The organism is Pseudomonas lundensis, assembly GCF_002269125.1.
GTDB lineage: Bacteria > Pseudomonadota > Gammaproteobacteria > Pseudomonadales > Pseudomonadaceae > Aquipseudomonas > Aquipseudomonas lundensis_A.
Genome location: NZ_NQKI01000007.1, coordinates 56942 through 73035, shown reverse-complemented (window position 1 = coordinate 73035; position 16094 = coordinate 56942). Strand labels below are relative to the sequence as shown.

The window sequence follows — 16094 nt, the reverse complement described above, 5'->3', positions numbered from 1 at the left end:
ATGGCAAAACTATACCAGCGTCCACTGCGCAACGGCCATGCCCGGGGCTCTCCTGTTCTGGCGGCGCGGGCTCAGCGGCTATTGGCGGGGGCGACGGTGCGCACAGTCTTGTCCGGTGCGCGGTGCAGCCAGCCAGCCAGCAGATGGGTCGACAGCGGAATGAACCAATAAACCATCAGTGGCGTCAGGGCCAATGTGCTGAGTAACACGCGGGGCACCAGGTTCAACTCACCCAATAACGGGCTCAGCACCGCGTTGAACAACAGCGAGACCGGGAAAAATGCGAGCCAGATGGCGACCGCTTGCTTCCAGCGCGGTGGACGTTGCCCGGCGGCGCCAAACCAGCCATCGATGCCGCTGACGCGGTGCTCGTGGGGATGGGCAAACAGATCGCTGCCGCGTAGCAGCCAGGATTTGCGCGAAACAGAATGTTCCCACGCGTGCAGGGTGGCTTCGTCGGCAAAACGGAAAATGATTTGGAATTCGTCGTCGCCAGGCGGCGGGGCTAACACGCCCGATCCCAAATAGCCGGGGAAGTCCGTGGCCAACTGTTCGCCTTCGTGTAACCAGGCAATCAATTCCTGATAGCGCCCTTTGGCGACACGGCGCGCAACCATCAAGGTGACAGGGGAGGTAGACATTGTGTATCTCCATGGGACTGATGCTGTCCGGGTAGGGCAGGCATAAAACGCAGCGCCGGGGTGGTGGGCCGCATGTCAACTAAGCAAGGATCATTCCCGAATTCGTCTATACAAGCGATTTTGCACGCCAGCGAATGCGCGTTAGACTCGCCTCTTTCCCATGAACGTGGCCCATCCCATGCCCGTGATTATTGAGCGTGAGCCTGCCGTCATGACTGAGGCTGATGCAAACATCGAAGGTCTATATCCGATCCGCGAGGTTGCCCGACTGACCGGTATCAACCCGGTCACGCTGCGTGCCTGGGAACGACGTTATGGCTTGATAGAGCCAAAACGCACCGAAAGTGGGCATCGACTGTACTCAATGACCGATATTGAGACAGTGCGTCAGGTTCAAGGCTGGATTGAACGGGGTGTCTCCGTCAGCAAAGTGGGCGAATTGCTGGCCCGCCGGGCCGAGATTGATGCGCCTGACGCCACCCCGCAGGCGCATGAATACGCACAGTGGCAAACCCGCATCAGTGACGCGCTCAGTGCATTTGATGAGCGTGAGCTGGAGCGTCTGTACGGCCAGATTTTTTCCAGCTATCCGCCGCAGGCTGTTTTCAACCATGTTTTTATGCCGCTATGGCAGCGTTTATTGAATCAGCAGGACGAGTTTGGCGGCACCAGTGAATGGCTGATGCTCGACAGCTTTCTGCGCGGACGTGTCTTGCAACGCCTGAACATGCAGGGCTCAGCCACGCTCTCGCAGTGTGTCGTGCTGGTGGCAGTGCCGGAGCTGTGTCACGAACTGCAATTATTGGTGACCGCCCTGTTGCTGGCCCGCGGTGATCGGGCGATCCGGGTATTAGCCATTGGCCAGCCCCTGAATGAGTTGTCGTTGATTTGCGAAAAGGTTAATCCCCACGCCGTGGTCTTGTTGGGCACACGGGCGCTGAGCTATTCGCGGGTCGAGCGTTTGTTGCGTCTGGTGCAGGGCGTCAATTGCGCGGTCTGGTTGGCGGGCGAAGCGTCCGAGCTGGCACACGACCAATTGCTGGACTCGTCGATCGGTTGTCTGGGCTGCGACCCTGGTGTGATGAGTCAGCGGCTGGATGCATATCTCAAAGGCGCGTGAGCTTAAGCATGCAAGGCCGGGTGGGCGAGACGATGTTGTTGCAGGATGAACTGACGCAAGCGTTCTGTTTCACCTTCATCACGCTGGCTTAAGCGGTAAGCGTATTGGCCCAGCTCGGTTTTGCGTTCCAGCGTGCCCCGCACGGCAATGCGTTCGTACCCGGTGGGGCTGAACCATTGGCAAAACTGGCGCGGTGGACGACTGCCATTGCGCACCTCAATCAGCATTCCCTTGAACGACACTTCACTGACCCACAGTTGACCACTGCGCCCGCGTACATTTTCTAAGGGAACAGGTTCAGCCAGTGTCAGACGCCAGGGGCGAATCATCGGCCCCTCTTCGAAAATGCTGGGCGCACCCAATTGCAGGTGCTGAGCGTGGAATTCATCCTCGACCAGACGCAGCGGAAAACTCATGTGCTGATTGGCGATTTGAGCCTGGATTGTCACGTGTTCGTGAGCCGCTAGGCGCGTGAGCAAATCGCGTATTTGTGCCACACCGTTGACCATCAGGCTCGACGATGAGTCCCGCTGATTGAGCAGCGGGTTCTGATGCATGTTCTGAATGAAATCCAACTCGTCCTGAGTCAGAAGGGCATCGTGTGGCATGGTGAAACTCTAAAGCGTGAGAATAAAAGTCGTAACTGTTTATAACAGACCATCGATTCTACATTTTGTTGAGGCCGCTCGTCGCCTTCAGGGCTTCGAGTTCCGTGCGCACGGCCGTTAACTCGGCTTCCAGTTGCGCCACACGCTGTTCAGCTTTCACTTGTTGAGAGACATCCTTCTGTACCCCAATGAAGTACGTCAGTTGATCGCTTTCGTTGAAAACCGGGGTGATCGACAGCTCGTTCCAGAAATGCGTGCCATCTTTGCGGTAATTGCGCAGCCGCTGACGGACCGGCTCGCCACGGGCCATTGCATCGCGGATCACTTGCAGGGCGACTTGGTCCCGATCACCCGCCTGCAAAAATCGGCAATCCTGATACAAGACCTCGTCACTGCTGTAGCCCGTGAGTGTTTCAAAGGCTTTGTTCGCGTAAATCAGGATAGTGTCGTCCCCTTCAAGCTCGGCTACCACAATGCCATCTTGGGACGCATCAACCATGCGTTGCAGCAAACGTGCGTTGATCATCAAGCAGCTCTTCTGAAAGTGAGTGAATTGTTCCCGGACAAATGCGCCAGTAGGCCTCATGCATTCTAAGACAAAGGTACGGGCTGTCCACGTGCCATCACCGAAACGCGGCATCACCTGCTAATATCCCGGGCTTTTAGTCAGTGACAGGATCAGATTGATGAAAGTCGCCATCCTTTGTGGCTCGGTGTATGGCACCGCAGAAGAAGTTGCCCGTCATGCCAAACAATTACTGACCGATGCCCGGTGCGAGGTGTACTTCAATACCCGCGCAACCCTGGCCGATGTCCAGTCGTTTGCGCCCGACGCCTTGTTGGCGGTGACCTCGACCACCGGCATGGGAGAGCTGCCGGACAATCTGGCGCCGTTATACAACGCCATTCGTGACCAACTGCCGGCTGCCTGGCGAGGTTTGCCGGGCGGCGTGATCGCGCTCGGTGATGAGAGTTATGGCGATACCTACTGTGGCGGCGGTCAGTTGATGAACGAGTTGTTCATGGAGTTGGGCGTGCGTGAAGTTCAGCCAATGTTGCGTCTGGACGCCAGCGAAACCGTGACCCCGGAAAGTGACTGCGAGCCTTGGGTTGAGGCTTTTATCAACGCGCTGACCCAGTAACCGGTCGTTCGCGCAGCAGCTCAAGCCAGGCTTGGGCTGCGCGAGACAAATACGCACCGTCGCGCCAGATGAACGCGATGTCCCATCGCAAGTCCTGCGGCGCGATGAGTTTTAGCCTCACAACGCCGGGGCGCACCAGCCCGCGTGCTACCACGCTGGGTAGCAACACAACCCCCTGGCCGGCCGCCACCAGCGCCACCAAAAAGTCCGACTGCCCGCTGCGTCCGCCTTCTTTGGGGGTAAATCCCAATTGCTGGCAGGCCTGCAGTAACCGGTCGTTCAACACAAAACTGCGCTGATAGAGCAGAAAAGGCGTCTCAGCCAATTGCTCCAGGCGCACGCTTGCGCCTTCGGCCAACGGGTGATCGGCAGGCAATAACGCGTCCAGCGGCTCGTCGCAAAAGGGTTGGTAGGCGAAGCTCGGGTTCTTCGGCGTCAAACTGCCGCCCAGTTCCAGCTCTCCGCTCAACACTGCCTGCTCAACCACCAGGCTGCCGCCCTCCAGCAATTGCACCTGAACGTTGGGATAGCGGCGTCGGTATTCGGCAAACAAGTTGGCAAACAACGCATCGCTGCCCAATAACGGCAGACCCAGGCGTAATTCGCCGCGGGCTAAGTGGCTCAAGTCGTCCAGCTCGCTCAATAACTCTTGTTGCAGGCGCAGCATGTCATTAGCCCGTTGCAACACCACATTGCCCGCTGCAGTCAGTCGAACGTGCGAACCGAGGCGGTCGAACAGCGGCGTGCCAAGGTTGTGCTCCAGTTGCGCCACTTGCTTGCTTACGGCCGATTGACTGATATGCAGCGTGTGAGCGGCCTGCGTAAACCCGCCCGCACGGGCGACTTCAATAAAAGTGCGCAGTTGTTTGAGTTCCATGCGTGAAATTCCCTTTTGGAATGGCTGCCAGTCTAACAATTCGTTTTCGAGATGGAAGAGGGGTCCTTACACTGAAAGCCTGTTCAGGATGGAAACGAAATGAAACGCTTCGATGTAAAACGTTTGGGTCGGTTAGTGAGCGAAATCGCCGTATTGCTGGCTATCTACTTTCTCGGTTGTCAGATTTCGGCGTGGTTGCACCTCCCCATCCCCGGTGGTGTTGTGGGCATGGCGTTGTTGCTGTTGGCCTTTGCGCTGGGCTGGGTCAAGCCAGCCGCGCTGCAACTGGGCGCAGGCGTATTGATGGCCGAGATGCTGCTGTTTTTTATTCCCGCCTTGATGAGCCTGCTCGATTACGGGGTACTGGTGCGTGATGAAGGCTGGCGTATTTTGCTGGTGATCGGTGTCAGCACGTTGCTGGTGATGATTGCCACCGCGTTTACGGTCGAGGCTGCGTGTCGCTGGAGGCTGCGCCATGAAATTTGAATGGATGCCGATGTTCTGGCTGCTCCTAACCCTGGCGACCTACGGCTTGAGTCGTTGGCTGTATGGCCGCACCGGTCGTTACATATTGTCGCCGCTGATCCTCGTACCTGCCTTGCTGCTCGCTGTGGCGGTGCCGCTGCACACGGCTTACGCCGAATATTCCAGCAATACCCATTGGCTGATGCTCGTTCTGGGGCCGGTCACGGTAGCCTTTGCCGTTCCTATCTGGCAGCAGCGCTTGTTGCTGGCCAAGCACTGGGTGGCGCTGTTGCTGGGGATGCTGGCGGGCAGCGCGGTGTCTATTGGCAGCTCGTTCTGGCTGGCCAAAGCGCTGGCGCTGGACACGTCGCTGACCCTGTCGTTGGTGCCGCGCTCGATTACCACCCCGTTTGCCATGCCGCTGGCTCAAGACTTGGGTGGCGTGCCTGAATTGACCGCTGTCTTCGTGATGTTCACGGGCGTGTTTGGTGCGTTGCTGGGCGGAATTCTGCTTAAGTGGTTGCCGCTGCGCAGCAGTTTGGCGCGTGGTGCGTTATTTGGCATTGGCGCCCACGGTGCGGGCGTCAGTCGTGCTCGCGAGGTGGGCAGCGAGGAAGGCTCTGTCGCCGGACTGGTAATGGTGCTCACCGGTATCCTCAATCTCTTCGCAGCACCGTTGTTGACGATGGTGTTGTAAATACCTTGCCCAAGCGCAGTGGCACTGTTTTTAACGCGCATAAAAAAGGCCGCTGTAAAGACAGCGGCCAAGGAAGACGTTCGATCAAGGAGCTACAAATCAACGTCAGGGTGAACCTGGGGTGCCCAAAACCTGTAAGGCCTGGGACTGAATTCGGTCGGCAGAATCTTCACGACTCAATACCCGTGGGGCTTCGGCAGTGCGCCTGAAACCGGGGGCAAGAATAAGGTGTCGGCGAAGCGGGAGTAAGACTGCTTTCAGACAATCTCTGTTACAACTTCAGCAATAGTGAAATGCCTGATGCGGCTGTCTAGCACGGATCTCTTGGGACTTTTTGCGAGCATCCCGCCAATAACTATGTAGTGCCTGGCTCAGTGGCACATCGCATTTAATAAGTCATCGAAAGGTTTCTGCCTGCTTTCGAATTTCAGCATGAGGCTGAAGGGCAGGTAGTCATAAAAGGAGTTTTACCTTGAACACGATTGATAAAAATGCTGCTGAAGTCGACTTCACCCTCAAGCCAAACCAGGAAATCGATGCGCGCGTACGTGAGTTCCTGAATGCCAGGCTTGAAGCGCACGGAACAGACAGTCAGCAGGTTTACATCACCACCGTCAGCAATGCCGCCGAGCCTGTCGTGACGTTCAGTCAGGACTTGAATGCCCTGGGCAATGACACACTGGAATGGGGCAACGTTCAGATCCACGACACCGCAGTGACCGGGTGCTTCTCGAAGCATTGGGTCTATGACGAAGCTGTTCGCGTGAGCAGCCCGTCTGTTCGTGAAGTGGAAGCGCTTATGCAAGAGCTGCTGGCGCATGCCAAAGAACACTGGAACAGCTAATTTTCCCTTTCATCCCCCCCCCCCGCAGTTCGCTGAAAAAATACAGGTGTTGACACAATGATGTTGTCAGGACGAAAGCACTGGGGGAGGCCGTTACAGGAGTGACACTGTGAACTACGTTATTGATGACTTTAAAAAACTGCAATTGCTGAGTGCGTTAAATGATCGCATCCGAACCTTTTTGAACAAGCAACTCGAAGGGTATGGTCTGGATTGCAGGGAGGTGTTTATCAACATCGTGGACGATCCGGTCACACTTGAACTGGTCTCCAGCGAATCCCTTTACGAGGTCGGTATCGCGTGTTTGATACAAGACCGTGAGCCCACCTATGTCCAGGGGCTGACCCAGGCTTTCTCCAAGCCCTGGACGTTTGATGAAGCCGATCGCATCCGCAAGCCTTCGCTGTATGACATCGAAAAAATCATGCGCAAACTGCTGGATGAAGCCAAATATCAGTGGAGCAGGTAAACCCTGCGGGTATCAGCGCTGCTGATAACCCATCCGCCAACTGATGGCCTGGCTGGCAGCCAATACACGGCTGGCCGCCGGGCCTTGTTGGTCTGGATGGAACAGCGACGCCGGGCCCACCACCGTCAACACGGCGGCAACCTTGCCCATTGCATTAAAAACCGGCGCCGATAATGCATCGACCCCCGGCATCAACAAACCGTGAACCACATGCAGGCCGCGCTCACGAATCGTCTCGCACATCTGCTCGTAGGTTTCAGGTACTTGCAGCGGGTGCAGGTGCTCACTGCTGAGCTCCAGTGCGCGCAACTCTCGGGTTTCGCGGTCAGGCAGGAACGCATTGAACACCAAACCGGTCGATGAGCTTAAAAGCGGCAGTACCGACCCCAATTGAGTGACCACAGTGACGGCACGCACCGCTGGCTCAATGTGCACCACTGTCGCTCCCTGATTCCCCCACACCGCCAGGAAGCACGTTTCGTTCAAGTCATCGCGCAGTTCGGACAGGGGAACAGTGGCGACCTTCACCACATCCATGCTGTTCAACGCGGCCAGACCCACACGCAAGGCTTCACGCCCCAGACCGTAATGGTTGGTGGCGGCGTTTTGCTCGGCAAATCCACTGGCAATCAGCGCCTGCAAATAACGATGTACTTTGCTCGCCGGCATCTGCACATGCTCGGCCAGACGCGACAGCGAAGTGGAGGGCGACAACTCGGCCAGTGCTTTAAGAATGTCGGTCCCGACTTCGGCGGAACGTACTTTTTGCTTGCCTGTGGTCTCGGCGCTGGAACGGGGCTTGTCCATGGAATGGCTTACATCTCGGGATGAATGGGCGTCTTTATAGCTTGACGCTTATCGGCAATCAAATTACGTTATGCGTAATTGAATTACGATAAAAATAACGCAGCGGTGCGCACACTGATTCAGAGCTGAGCGCAGTTAACTGCTTTCTCCACTCTGGAGGCTCCATGAACCTCGAACCGTCTTCGTCGACCCTTGAGTATCAATCCGGGTTCGGCAACGAATTCTGCAGTGAGGCATTGCCCGGCGCCTTGCCGGTTGGCCAGAATTCCCCGCAAAAAGCCCCTTACGGCCTGTACGCCGAATTACTGTCGGGCACTGCCTTCACCATGACCCGCAGCGAAGCGCGACGCACGTGGATGTATCGCATCCAGCCGTCTGCCAATCACCCTGCATTCAGCAAGCTTGAGCGGCAACTGACGGGCCGCACGCTCGGCCCGGTGACCCCCAACCGCTTGCGCTGGAACCCACTGCCAATCCCCAACGAACCCACGGATTTCATCGACGGTCTGGTGGGTATGGTTGCCAACAGTGCGGCAGAACACCCTTCAGGCATCAGCATTTATAACTATTGCGCCACTGTTTCGATGCAGCGTGTGTTTTTCAACGCTGACGGCGAATGGTTGATTGTTCCTGAGCAAGGGCGTCTGCGGATTGCCACTGAATTAGGGCGGCTGGATCTGGCTCCGTTGGAAATTGCTGTTATTCCGCGCGGCCTGAAGTTCCGTGTGGAGTTGCTGGATGCACAGGCACGCGGGTATGTGGCTGAAAACCACGGGGCGCCGTTGCGCCTCCCGGATCTGGGCCCGATTGGCAGCAATGGTCTGGCCAACCCGCGGGACTTCCTGAGTCCGGTGGCCCACTACGAAGACCGTCAGCAACCCACTTTGCTGGTGCAAAAGTTTCTCGGCGAACTTTGGGGCTGTGAGCTGGATCATTCGCCACTTAACGTGGTGGCGTGGCACGGCAACAACGTGCCGTACAAATACGACCTGCGCCGTTTCAATACCATCGGTACGGTCAGTTTCGACCATCCCGACCCGTCTATTTTTACGGTTTTGACCTCGCCCACCAGCGTTCCTGGCCTGGCCAACCTCGACTTTGTGATCTTCCCGCCTCGCTGGATGGTGGCTGAAAACACCTTCCGGCCACCGTGGTTCCATCGCAACCTGATGAATGAATTCATGGGCCTGATCCAAGGCAGCTATGACGCCAAGGCTGAAGGCTTTCTGCCCGGCGGCGCCTCGTTGCACAGTTGCATGAGCGCCCATGGCCCGGATGGCGACACCTGCAGTAAAGCCATTGCGGCAGATCTGCAACCGAGCAAAATTGATAACACCATGGCCTTCATGTTCGAGACCAGCCAAGTGTTGCGTCCGACCCGATACGCCCTTGAATGCCCGCAACTGCAAACCCAATACGACGCGTGCTGGGCCTCCTTGCCTGCCACCTTCACCCCGAATCGGAGATAAGCATGACCCAGTCCCCTCTTGCCCGTAGCTGGATCGCCTCTGCCAACGGGCACAGCGATTTCCCGTTGCAGAACTTGCCGTTGGGCGTGTTCAGCCTTGCCGGTTCGACGCCCCGCAGCGGCGTTGCCATCGGCGATCACATCCTGGACCTGGAAGCGGGGCTGGCGGCCGGTCTGTTTGAAGGCCACGCCAAGGTGGCGGTAGAGGCGACCCTGGGCGGCACGTTGAATGCTTTCTTCGCATTGGGGCGCAATGCTCGGGTCGCGCTGCGCGAGCGCTTGCTCGAACTGTTCGTTGAAGGCAGCACCTTGCGTGGAAAAATCGAAGCGCAGAGCGCCACACTGTTGCCTCTGGCTGCCGATTGCCAACTGCACCTGCCTGCCCGAATCGGTGACTACACCGACTTTTACGTGGGCATCGAACATGCGAAAAACGTCGGCAAGCTGTTCCGTCCCGATAACCCGCTGTTGCCCAACTATAAATATGTACCGATTGGTTATCACGGTCGAGCTTCCACTATCCGCGCGTCGGGCGCAGAGGTGCGTCGTCCCAAAGGGCAGACCTTGCCAGCCGGCCAGAGCGAGCCGAGCTTTGGCCCGTGTGCCCGTCTGGATTACGAACTGGAGCTGGGCATCTGGATCGGCCAGGGCAATGAGATGGGCGATGCCATACCAGTGAGTGAAGCGGGGGAACACATCGCTGGCTTCTGTCTGCTCAACGACTGGTCGGCCCGGGACATTCAGGCGTGGGAATATCAGCCGTTGGGGCCCTTCCTGTCGAAAAGTTTCATTACCTCCATTTCACCGTGGGTAGTGACGGCTGAAGCGCTGGAGCCGTTCCGCCGTGCCCAGCCCAAACGCCCTGCAGGAGATCCGCAGCCGCTGGCGTACCTGCTGGATGAGCAGGATCAGGCCCATGGCGCGCTCGACATTGAACTTGAAGTGCTGCTGCTGACACAGGCCATGCGCGAGCAAAACCTGGCACCTCATCGCCTGGGACTGAGCAATACCCTGAACATGTACTGGACGGCCGCGCAGTTGGTGACGCATCACAGCGTCAACGGTTGCCAACTGCAAGCCGGTGATTTGTTTGGTTCGGGCACGCTGTCGGGGCCTGAACGCTCGCAATTGGGCAGCCTGCTGGAACTCACCGAGGGCGGAAAAAACCCGGTTGAATTAGCCTCGGGTGAGGTACGTAAATTCCTTGAAGACGGCGACGAAATTATTCTGCGTGCCCGTTGCACGCGCGAAGGTGTTGCCCCGATCGGCTTTGGCGAATGCCGTGGCAAGGTGATCGCAGCGCGTTAAGGAGCGAGTCATGGAACTCTTTACCTACTATCGCTCGACGTCCTCGTATCGGGTGCGTATCGCGCTGGCGCTCAAGGGGCTGGATTATCAGTCGGTTGCGGTCAACCTGATCGCGGCCGGGGGCGGTGAGCATCGGCAGCCTCAATACCTGAAGCTCAATCCACAAGGCCGCGTACCGGCCTTGCGCACCGATGAGGGCGATGTGCTGACGCAATCCCCGGCAATCATCGAGTACCTCGAAGAGCGTTATCCGCAGCCGCCGCTGCTCTCTGCCAACCTGATCACCCGCGCCCATGAACGCGGCGTGGCGAGTGTGATCGGCTGCGATATTCATCCGTTGCACAACGTCAGCGTGCTCAATCAATTGCGGGCTTTGGAGCAAGATGAAGCGCACGTCACGCAGTGGATCACTCACTGGATCTCGTCAGGGTTGGCGGCCGTCGAGCAATTGATTGGCGACAGCGATTTTTGCTTTGGCCCGCAGCCGGGTCTGGCGGATGTGTACCTGATTCCACAGGTGTATGCAGCCGAGCGTTTTAGTGTGTCGCTGGCAGATTTGCCCCGCATCGCGCGCGTGGCACGACTGGCTGCCCAACACCCTGCGTTCATCCAGGCGCACCCGTCACGGCAGCCCGATACCCCGGTCTGAGCACGGCAACATATGCCCGAAACCTCACAGGTTGTTCGGGCTTATGCCTGCGTACTTCAACGATATTTCAGGCGACGCCTATACTGGCCATTACCTGTCACCTCTCGAGGGCTGGAACATGTTTGCTCTCATGCAAAGCGCTCGTCTGGAGTCGCTGTACCTTAGTGTCGACCCTGTCACCGGGCTAAAAGCGGTGATTGCCATTCACAACAGCCAATTGGGGCCTGCACTGGGCGGTTGCCGTTATCTGGCTTACCCCGATGACGAAAGTGCGATCAACGATGCGGTCCGCCTGGCTCAAGACATGAGTTACAAGGCGGTACTGGCCGGGCTGGCTGCGGGCGGCGGCCAAGCCGTCATTATGCGAGCCCCTCATGTTGAAAGCCGCGCAGCCCTGTTTGAGGCGTTCGGTCGTTGTGTCGAACAACTGGACGGGCGCTATATCACGGCCATCGACAGCGGTACATCAACGGCGGACATGGATTGCATCGCTCAATACACACAGCACGTCACCAGCACCACCGCGGCAGGCGACCCTTCGCCTCATGCAGCGATGGGGGTGTTCGCGGGGATTCGCAGCACGGCGTCATGGCGACTGGGCAGCGACAACCTTGAAGGGCTGCGGGTGGCGATTCAGGGCTTGGGCAAGGTCGGCTTTGCTCTTGCAGAACAACTGCACGCAGCAGGCGCCGAGCTCTTGGTCAGCGACACAGACCCGGGCAAAGTGCGACTGGCCATGGATCAACTGGGCGCGCATCCGGTTGCCCCGGAAGCATTGCTCAGTACCCCGTGCGACATTCTTGCGCCGTGTGGGCTGGGCGGTGTGCTCAACTGGCACAGCGTGGCGCAACTGCGCTGTTCGGCCGTGGCGGGGTGCGCCAACAACCAGCTGACCAATTTGCAAGTGGGTGACCAACTGGAGCGCCGAGGCATTCTGTATGCACCGGATTACGTGATCAATTCGGGTGGGTTGATCTTCATGGCGTTGACCCATCAAGGGGCGCAACCTGAAGCCATCAACCAGCAACTGCTGCGCATCAGCGAGCGACTGACCGGCATCTATGCCCACGCTCAGGCCGAAAAACGCTCACCGGCAAGGGTGTCGGATCAACTGGCGAAAAAAATGTTGTTCGGCGAATGACCGTCTTGCTGGCGCGTCACAAGGTCGGGCTCTGCCCAATGGCGAGAGCCCGGTGACGGCTGCGGGTGTTTACTCGCTGTCGGTCAGCAGCTCAGACAACGCGTCTGGCTGGCTCTTGAAGGCTTTGGCAAAAATATCGCGATTTTTCGCCATGTAGATGCCTGCTTCTTCGACTTGCTGTTCGTTCAAGGACGGCACAGCTTTTTGCAGTACTTCAGCCAGTAACTCTGCCAGCTCCAGCATTTTGTCATGACGGTCAGCTTCGGCTTTATCCATGAACAAACGCTCCAGATCTCGGCTGCTGCGGTATACCACTTCGACGGCCATTTACCACCTCATATGCCTTCACGATAAGTTGTCTTGCGATTACTGTATTTATATACAGCTAAAAGGATAAGCCAATCGCCAGCATTTGAATAGCGGCTTTTTTACTCTAGCTGCAATTGGCGAGTGATACGCCGGCCGGACGTGCCTAATGGCGCCCGGCCACCTTCTCATTCGCGGTGCTGGCCTTTTTTCTGCATGCAGAAAATGTCATAAGCACCGCGGATTATCCGTTCGAGTCGTTTCAAGGAGCTGCATCGTGAGAGTGAATAAAGCCGAAAAGCTACGGCGTCAGGTCCATGAACTGGCCGAGTCGATGGGCAACCTGTTTGTCGAAACCTTCCATTACCTGGCGTTGTTCGCTATTGGCGCGGTGACGGCCTGGGCAGCCGTGATGGAATTTTTACAGATGGTGGAGAAGGGCAATATCAGCATTGATGACATCCTGCTGCTGTTTATCTACCTCGAACTGGGCGCAATGGTCGGGATTTACTTCAAGACCAATCACATGCCGGTGCGGTTTCTGATTTATGTGGCGATCACGGCGTTGACCCGATTGCTGATTTCCAACGTGTCGCATCACAACCCGCCAGACATGGGCGTTGTGTATTTGACGGGCGCGATCTTGTTGCTGGCGTTTGCGATTCTGGTGGTGAGGTACGCCTCTTCGCAGTTCCCGTCCGTGAAGATCGAAAATCCGCACCGCAAGACCGGTGCGGGTTCCGGTGAACACCCGGAAGTCGAAAAAGGCGAGCTATAACGCCCTACGCGGCACACGAAAAAGGGCGGGCCTACCGAAGTAGGCCCGCCCTTTTTTAGTGCGTTCTTTTGGCTAGATCAGCTGATTTTGTCGAGTTCTTTTTCTTTCTCCAAAAACTCTTCTTCAAGCAAATCGTCAGCGCTTTCTTTGGGTTCTTTTTCTTCAAACCCTTCAACGGCCAGTTTTGGGGAATGCTTGCCACGCAGTTTGCCGAACAGGTGTTCCAGTGCGTTCTCCAGTTTTGCAGCAGCGCCTTCGACTGCTTGCGTCAGCGAATCAGCGTCCTGGGAGACGGAAATCGGTTGATGACCTTTTGGGCGTGCTTCCATTTTGCAGCGTTTGTCTTTGGGACCGGACTTACCGCCATTCTCGTCACTGAGGTGCACTTCGACCCGAGTCAGGTCCTCCGCGTGGCGTTCGAGCGTGGCCTCAACAGTTGCTTGTACCCATTCCTGAGTGCGTTTGTCGCTGTCGATGTGTTTATCGGAAAAGACGTTAATTTGCATAATGCTTCCCTTATTTCAGCTTGCTCGAGTGAGTTGTGACGGCCTCGAGTGGTCAAAGGTTCATCGTCATCGCTCAGTTACAGTGTTTGAGCCGATGAGCAAATATTTCAAGCACTATTTTCAGCAAATACCTCACCTTGTGATCGGCGTCAGCCTTTGGCGGCAACAAAGGCCCGGCTGGCCGGGCCTTTGCGGGTTTATATCAAAATGCGACAGATGTCTGCAGGTACAGGGTGCGCGGTTCGCCCACGTACTTGCCCTTGTGTTTGACGTTGGTCAGCAGGTTGGTCTGCTGCTGTTCAATCATTTCGCAACGAATGGCGACGTTCATGGCCATGTCGTGGCTGCCGGGGTGTTCGAACACATCGCTTTGCGCTGCCTCGGCCAACCCGCCGCCGACGACCGTGGAGGCGTCCAGCTCGATGCTTGCAGGTGCAGCGGCCGTGCTTGCCGGTTGCAGGCTAAATGCCTCGTTACCCTCATCGCGTGCTTGTTCGGTGCTGAAGTTGCCTGCAAGACCGCACCTTTGAATGGCGCTGGCGGTGGCGCAACCGAATGAAATCAGTCATCTGCTTTTGCATATGAGAATATTTATCATTAGTATCGCTTTCCTTTTTAACCCACCTTCGACGCCCATGAATCCTCCTCAACATCAGGAAGGCCCCGAGAGCGAATCGCGCCATGGACGTGCGCATTTCCTTCAGGTGTTTCTCACCCAGCGCCCGCAAATGGAAGCTTTGGTCAGTCGCCGCGTGGGATGTCGGGCCACGGCGGCGGACTTGGTGCAGGATTTGTTTGTGCGTTTTTGGCGTCGCCCGCTGGTGCAGGTCGAGGAATTGGGCACTTACTTGCTGCGTTGCGCGAGCAATATCGCCATCGACCATTTGCGCAGCGAAGGCTCACGCGGGCGGATCAACCAGCAATGGCAGCAAGACCCGGACAGCTCGGGCTGCGAACCGCAGGCTGCGCTTGAGGCGGGCAATGACTTGCGCCAGGTAGAAGCCGCCTTGCGCAGTTTGCCGGAGCGCACGCGGCATATTTTTTTACTCAACCGCATCCATGGCCGCACCTATGCCGAGATCGCCAAGGTCATGGGTGTGTCCCAAAGCGCCGTGGAAAAACATATGATGCGCGCCCTTGAGGCCTGCAAGGCCAGCCTGCGTGAGCCGCCGACAGGGACAGCGCCGTGATGAACCGTTCCACTATTGAGGTGACGCCCGAACAAGAGCGCACCGCGCTGGCATGGTTGAGCGTGTTGCACGACCAGCCCGACAGTGGCGATCAGGCCACCTTCAGCCGCTGGCTGCACGCCGACCCGGCCCATGCCGAGGCGTACGCGCAGGCGCAAGTGGTGTGGGAGTTGAGCGAAGTGGCAGCCAGCCAGTTGGCCGAGGAAGAGGCGCTGGCCATGCAGCGCTATTTGTTGGCCATGAACGTATCCAAACGCAGTCGCGCCTGGCAATGGTCCAGTGGCCTGGCCGTGGCCGCTTGCCTGCTGCTGATGGTGGGGGTATTCGCCGGATGGCAACCTGTGCGCTGGATGGACGATCTGGGCGCTGATTATGTCAGCGCGCCGGGTCAGGTTCGTACCCTCACACTGGCGGACCAATCGCAGGTCACGCTGGATGCCGACAGCGCCATTGCCGTGAATTTCAGCGCGGGTGAGCGCCACGTGCAATTGCGCCGAGGCGTGGCGTTTTTCCATGTCACCCACACGGGCGAGCCTTTTATCGTGGACGCCGATAAAGGCGAAGCGCGGGTGTTGGGCACAGCCTTTGAGGTGCGGTTGCGACCTGAAGGCGCGCAGGTAACCGTGTTGTCCGGGCGCGTGGCCGTGAAGGCGAGTCCAGACGCGCCACAGCAGATACTCGGCGCCGATCAGCAGGTGGCCTATGGCGCCGGGGTGTCAGGCGCTGTCCAGGGCGTCGACAGCAACGCTCGGCTGGGGTGGCGGTCGGGCTGGCTGACTTATTCGAAAACCCCGTTGGCGGACGTGGTGGCCGACCTTCGGCGTTATTTTCCGGGGCAGATCGTGCTGTTGAATAGCGAATTGGCCAACCGCCGCATCAGCGGCAGTTTCCCAAGCCATGATCCGCGTGCGGTACTTAATTCGCTGCAAGGTGTGCTGGGGTTTGAACAGCACACAGTGTTTGGGCGAGTGATCGTATTGCGTTAACACCGTCCTCGGCGGCAAACGTTCGCACATTTTTTTCAGTCCAGGGTGAGGTAAACCCTTTTCCCATCCGTGTAGTGCTTGAAAATGCGAAA

At 57.6% G+C, this 16094-nt stretch carries 21 protein-coding genes; 13 read left to right on the top strand and 8 right to left on the bottom strand.

The window, feature by feature from the left end; translation table 11 throughout:
- Positions 1 to 71: 71 nt before the first annotated feature.
- On the bottom strand, positions 72 to 641 hold the full coding sequence (locus CJF39_RS06635; RefSeq protein WP_094992686.1) for an antibiotic biosynthesis monooxygenase: 570 nt from the start codon (positions 639 to 641) through the stop codon (positions 72 to 74).
- A 178-nt stretch (positions 642 to 819) separates the two neighbouring features.
- Between CJF39_RS06635 and CJF39_RS06630 the strand changes: the two genes are divergently transcribed.
- Positions 820 to 1761 (top strand): MerR family transcriptional regulator, encoded by a 942-nt coding sequence (locus CJF39_RS06630; protein WP_249275326.1) that lies wholly within the window; start codon positions 820 to 822, stop codon positions 1759 to 1761.
- 2 nt (positions 1762 to 1763) lie between these two features.
- On the opposite strand, the gene CJF39_RS06625 is transcribed toward CJF39_RS06630, so the two are convergent.
- Together CJF39_RS06625 and CJF39_RS06620 are read right to left on the bottom strand one after the other, a co-directional pair.
- Entirely contained in the window at positions 1764 to 2369 is a 606-nt protein-coding gene (locus CJF39_RS06625) for a hypothetical protein (protein WP_094992684.1), read from the bottom strand.
- A 58-nt stretch (positions 2370 to 2427) separates the two neighbouring features.
- The gene (locus CJF39_RS06620) at positions 2428 to 2895 is read right to left on the bottom strand and encodes a PAS domain-containing protein (protein WP_094992683.1); all 468 of its coding nucleotides are present in this window, start codon (positions 2893 to 2895) and stop codon (positions 2428 to 2430) included.
- A gap of 160 nt (positions 2896 to 3055) precedes the next feature.
- On the opposite strand from CJF39_RS06620, the gene CJF39_RS06615 reads away from it, so the two are divergent.
- Positions 3056 to 3511: a flavodoxin gene (locus CJF39_RS06615; RefSeq protein ID WP_094992682.1), complete on the top strand. Its 456-nt coding sequence runs from the start codon at positions 3056 to 3058 to the stop codon at positions 3509 to 3511.
- On the opposite strand, the gene CJF39_RS06610 is transcribed toward CJF39_RS06615, so the two are convergent.
- Positions 3492 to 4388: a LysR family transcriptional regulator gene (locus CJF39_RS06610; protein WP_094992681.1), complete on the bottom strand. Its 897-nt coding sequence runs from the start codon at positions 4386 to 4388 to the stop codon at positions 3492 to 3494. The genes CJF39_RS06615 and CJF39_RS06610 overlap by 20 nt on opposite strands.
- 99 nt (positions 4389 to 4487) lie before the next feature.
- Between CJF39_RS06610 and CJF39_RS06605 the strand changes: the two genes are divergently transcribed.
- The 4 genes from CJF39_RS06605 to CJF39_RS06590 all read left to right on the top strand — a co-directional run bounded on the left by CJF39_RS06605 (position 4488) and on the right by CJF39_RS06590 (position 6863).
- Positions 4488 to 4874, top strand: coding sequence for a CidA/LrgA family protein (locus CJF39_RS06605; RefSeq protein ID WP_094992680.1), 387 nt, complete (start codon positions 4488 to 4490; stop codon positions 4872 to 4874).
- Positions 4864 to 5550, top strand: a complete 687-nt coding sequence (locus CJF39_RS06600; protein ID WP_094992679.1) for an LrgB family protein — start codon at positions 4864 to 4866, stop codon at positions 5548 to 5550. The genes CJF39_RS06605 and CJF39_RS06600 overlap by 11 nt, the downstream gene beginning before the upstream one ends.
- A 472-nt stretch (positions 5551 to 6022) precedes the next feature.
- The gene (locus CJF39_RS06595) at positions 6023 to 6394 is read left to right on the top strand and encodes a hypothetical protein (protein WP_094992678.1); all 372 of its coding nucleotides are present in this window, start codon (positions 6023 to 6025) and stop codon (positions 6392 to 6394) included.
- 109 nt (positions 6395 to 6503) lie between these two features.
- A complete protein-coding gene (locus CJF39_RS06590) occupies positions 6504 to 6863 on the top strand; it encodes a hypothetical protein (RefSeq protein ID WP_094992677.1) in 360 nt (119 codons plus the stop codon).
- Positions 6864 to 6875: 12 nt separating this feature from the next.
- On the opposite strand, the gene CJF39_RS06585 is transcribed toward CJF39_RS06590, so the two are convergent.
- On the bottom strand, positions 6876 to 7670 hold the full coding sequence (locus CJF39_RS06585; RefSeq protein ID WP_094992676.1) for an IclR family transcriptional regulator: 795 nt from the start codon (positions 7668 to 7670) through the stop codon (positions 6876 to 6878).
- A gap of 164 nt (positions 7671 to 7834) precedes the next feature.
- Between CJF39_RS06585 and hmgA the strand changes: the two genes are divergently transcribed.
- From hmgA to CJF39_RS06565, 4 genes are all read left to right on the top strand, one after another.
- Positions 7835 to 9139, top strand: a complete 1305-nt coding sequence (gene hmgA, locus CJF39_RS06580) for a homogentisate 1,2-dioxygenase (protein WP_094992675.1) — start codon at positions 7835 to 7837, stop codon at positions 9137 to 9139.
- Positions 9140 to 9141: 2 nt separating this feature from the next.
- A complete protein-coding gene (fahA, locus tag CJF39_RS06575) occupies positions 9142 to 10446 on the top strand; it encodes a fumarylacetoacetase (RefSeq protein ID WP_094992674.1) in 1305 nt (434 codons plus the stop codon).
- A gap of 10 nt (positions 10447 to 10456) precedes the next feature.
- Positions 10457 to 11095 carry a maleylacetoacetate isomerase gene (gene maiA / locus CJF39_RS06570; RefSeq protein WP_094992673.1) on the top strand — a complete coding sequence of 213 codons (639 nt, stop codon included), beginning with the start codon at positions 10457 to 10459 and terminating at the stop codon, positions 11093 to 11095.
- 118 nt (positions 11096 to 11213) lie between these two features.
- Complete coding sequence (locus tag CJF39_RS06565) at positions 11214 to 12236, top strand: Glu/Leu/Phe/Val dehydrogenase family protein (protein ID WP_094992748.1); 1023 nt, start codon at positions 11214 to 11216, stop codon at positions 12234 to 12236.
- A gap of 69 nt (positions 12237 to 12305) precedes the next feature.
- Here CJF39_RS06565 and CJF39_RS06560 read toward each other — a convergent pair whose 3' ends face one another.
- Positions 12306 to 12563, bottom strand: coding sequence for a YebG family protein (locus CJF39_RS06560; RefSeq protein WP_047273413.1), 258 nt, complete (start codon positions 12561 to 12563; stop codon positions 12306 to 12308).
- A 256-nt stretch (positions 12564 to 12819) separates the two neighbouring features.
- Here CJF39_RS06560 and CJF39_RS06555 point away from each other — a divergent pair, with 256 nt between their 5' ends.
- The gene (locus CJF39_RS06555) at positions 12820 to 13320 is read left to right on the top strand and encodes a phosphate-starvation-inducible protein PsiE (RefSeq protein WP_047273414.1); all 501 of its coding nucleotides are present in this window, start codon (positions 12820 to 12822) and stop codon (positions 13318 to 13320) included.
- A 77-nt stretch (positions 13321 to 13397) separates the two neighbouring features.
- On the opposite strand, the gene CJF39_RS06550 is transcribed toward CJF39_RS06555, so the two are convergent.
- A complete protein-coding gene (locus tag CJF39_RS06550) occupies positions 13398 to 13826 on the bottom strand; it encodes an HPF/RaiA family ribosome-associated protein (RefSeq protein WP_094992672.1) in 429 nt (142 codons plus the stop codon).
- 202 nt (positions 13827 to 14028) lie between these two features.
- A complete protein-coding gene (locus tag CJF39_RS06545; RefSeq protein WP_094992671.1) occupies positions 14029 to 14214 on the bottom strand; it encodes a hypothetical protein in 186 nt (61 codons plus the stop codon).
- 247 nt (positions 14215 to 14461) lie between these two features.
- Here CJF39_RS06545 and CJF39_RS06540 point away from each other — a divergent pair, with 247 nt between their 5' ends.
- Entirely contained in the window at positions 14462 to 15016 is a 555-nt protein-coding gene (locus CJF39_RS06540; RefSeq protein ID WP_094992747.1) for an RNA polymerase sigma factor, read from the top strand.
- The gene (locus CJF39_RS06535; RefSeq protein WP_170942648.1) at positions 15016 to 16002 is read left to right on the top strand and encodes a FecR family protein; all 987 of its coding nucleotides are present in this window, start codon (positions 15016 to 15018) and stop codon (positions 16000 to 16002) included. The genes CJF39_RS06540 and CJF39_RS06535 overlap by 1 nt, the downstream gene beginning before the upstream one ends.
- The last annotated feature ends 92 nt before the right edge of the window (positions 16003 to 16094 follow it).

Excerpts from the sequence above, each read along its gene's own strand:
- CJF39_RS06635 (WP_094992686.1), bottom strand. The coding sequence starts at position 641 with ATGTCTACCTCCCCTGTCACCTTGATGGTTGCGCGCCGTGTCGCCAAA.
- CJF39_RS06630 (WP_249275326.1), top strand. The coding sequence starts at position 820 with ATGCCCGTGATTATTGAGCGTGAGCCTGCCGTCATGACTGAGGCTGAT.
- CJF39_RS06625 (WP_094992684.1), bottom strand. The coding sequence starts at position 2,369 with ATGCCACACGATGCCCTTCTGACTCAGGACGAGTTGGATTTCATTCAG.
- CJF39_RS06620 (WP_094992683.1), bottom strand. The coding sequence starts at position 2,895 with ATGATCAACGCACGTTTGCTGCAACGCATGGTTGATGCGTCCCAAGAT.
- CJF39_RS06615 (WP_094992682.1), top strand. The coding sequence starts at position 3,056 with ATGAAAGTCGCCATCCTTTGTGGCTCGGTGTATGGCACCGCAGAAGAA.
- CJF39_RS06610 (WP_094992681.1), bottom strand. The coding sequence starts at position 4,388 with ATGGAACTCAAACAACTGCGCACTTTTATTGAAGTCGCCCGTGCGGGC.
- CJF39_RS06605 (WP_094992680.1), top strand. The coding sequence starts at position 4,488 with ATGAAACGCTTCGATGTAAAACGTTTGGGTCGGTTAGTGAGCGAAATC.
- CJF39_RS06600 (WP_094992679.1), top strand. The coding sequence starts at position 4,864 with ATGAAATTTGAATGGATGCCGATGTTCTGGCTGCTCCTAACCCTGGCG.
- CJF39_RS06585 (WP_094992676.1), bottom strand. The coding sequence starts at position 7,670 with ATGGACAAGCCCCGTTCCAGCGCCGAGACCACAGGCAAGCAAAAAGTA.
- hmgA (WP_094992675.1), top strand. The coding sequence starts at position 7,835 with ATGAACCTCGAACCGTCTTCGTCGACCCTTGAGTATCAATCCGGGTTC.
- fahA (WP_094992674.1), top strand. The coding sequence starts at position 9,142 with ATGACCCAGTCCCCTCTTGCCCGTAGCTGGATCGCCTCTGCCAACGGG.
- maiA (WP_094992673.1), top strand. The coding sequence starts at position 10,457 with ATGGAACTCTTTACCTACTATCGCTCGACGTCCTCGTATCGGGTGCGT.
- CJF39_RS06565 (WP_094992748.1), top strand. The coding sequence starts at position 11,214 with ATGTTTGCTCTCATGCAAAGCGCTCGTCTGGAGTCGCTGTACCTTAGT.
- CJF39_RS06560 (WP_047273413.1), bottom strand. The coding sequence starts at position 12,563 with ATGGCCGTCGAAGTGGTATACCGCAGCAGCCGAGATCTGGAGCGTTTG.
- CJF39_RS06550 (WP_094992672.1), bottom strand. The coding sequence starts at position 13,826 with ATGCAAATTAACGTCTTTTCCGATAAACACATCGACAGCGACAAACGC.
- CJF39_RS06540 (WP_094992747.1), top strand. The coding sequence starts at position 14,462 with ATGAATCCTCCTCAACATCAGGAAGGCCCCGAGAGCGAATCGCGCCAT.
- CJF39_RS06535 (WP_170942648.1), top strand. The coding sequence starts at position 15,016 with ATGAACCGTTCCACTATTGAGGTGACGCCCGAACAAGAGCGCACCGCG.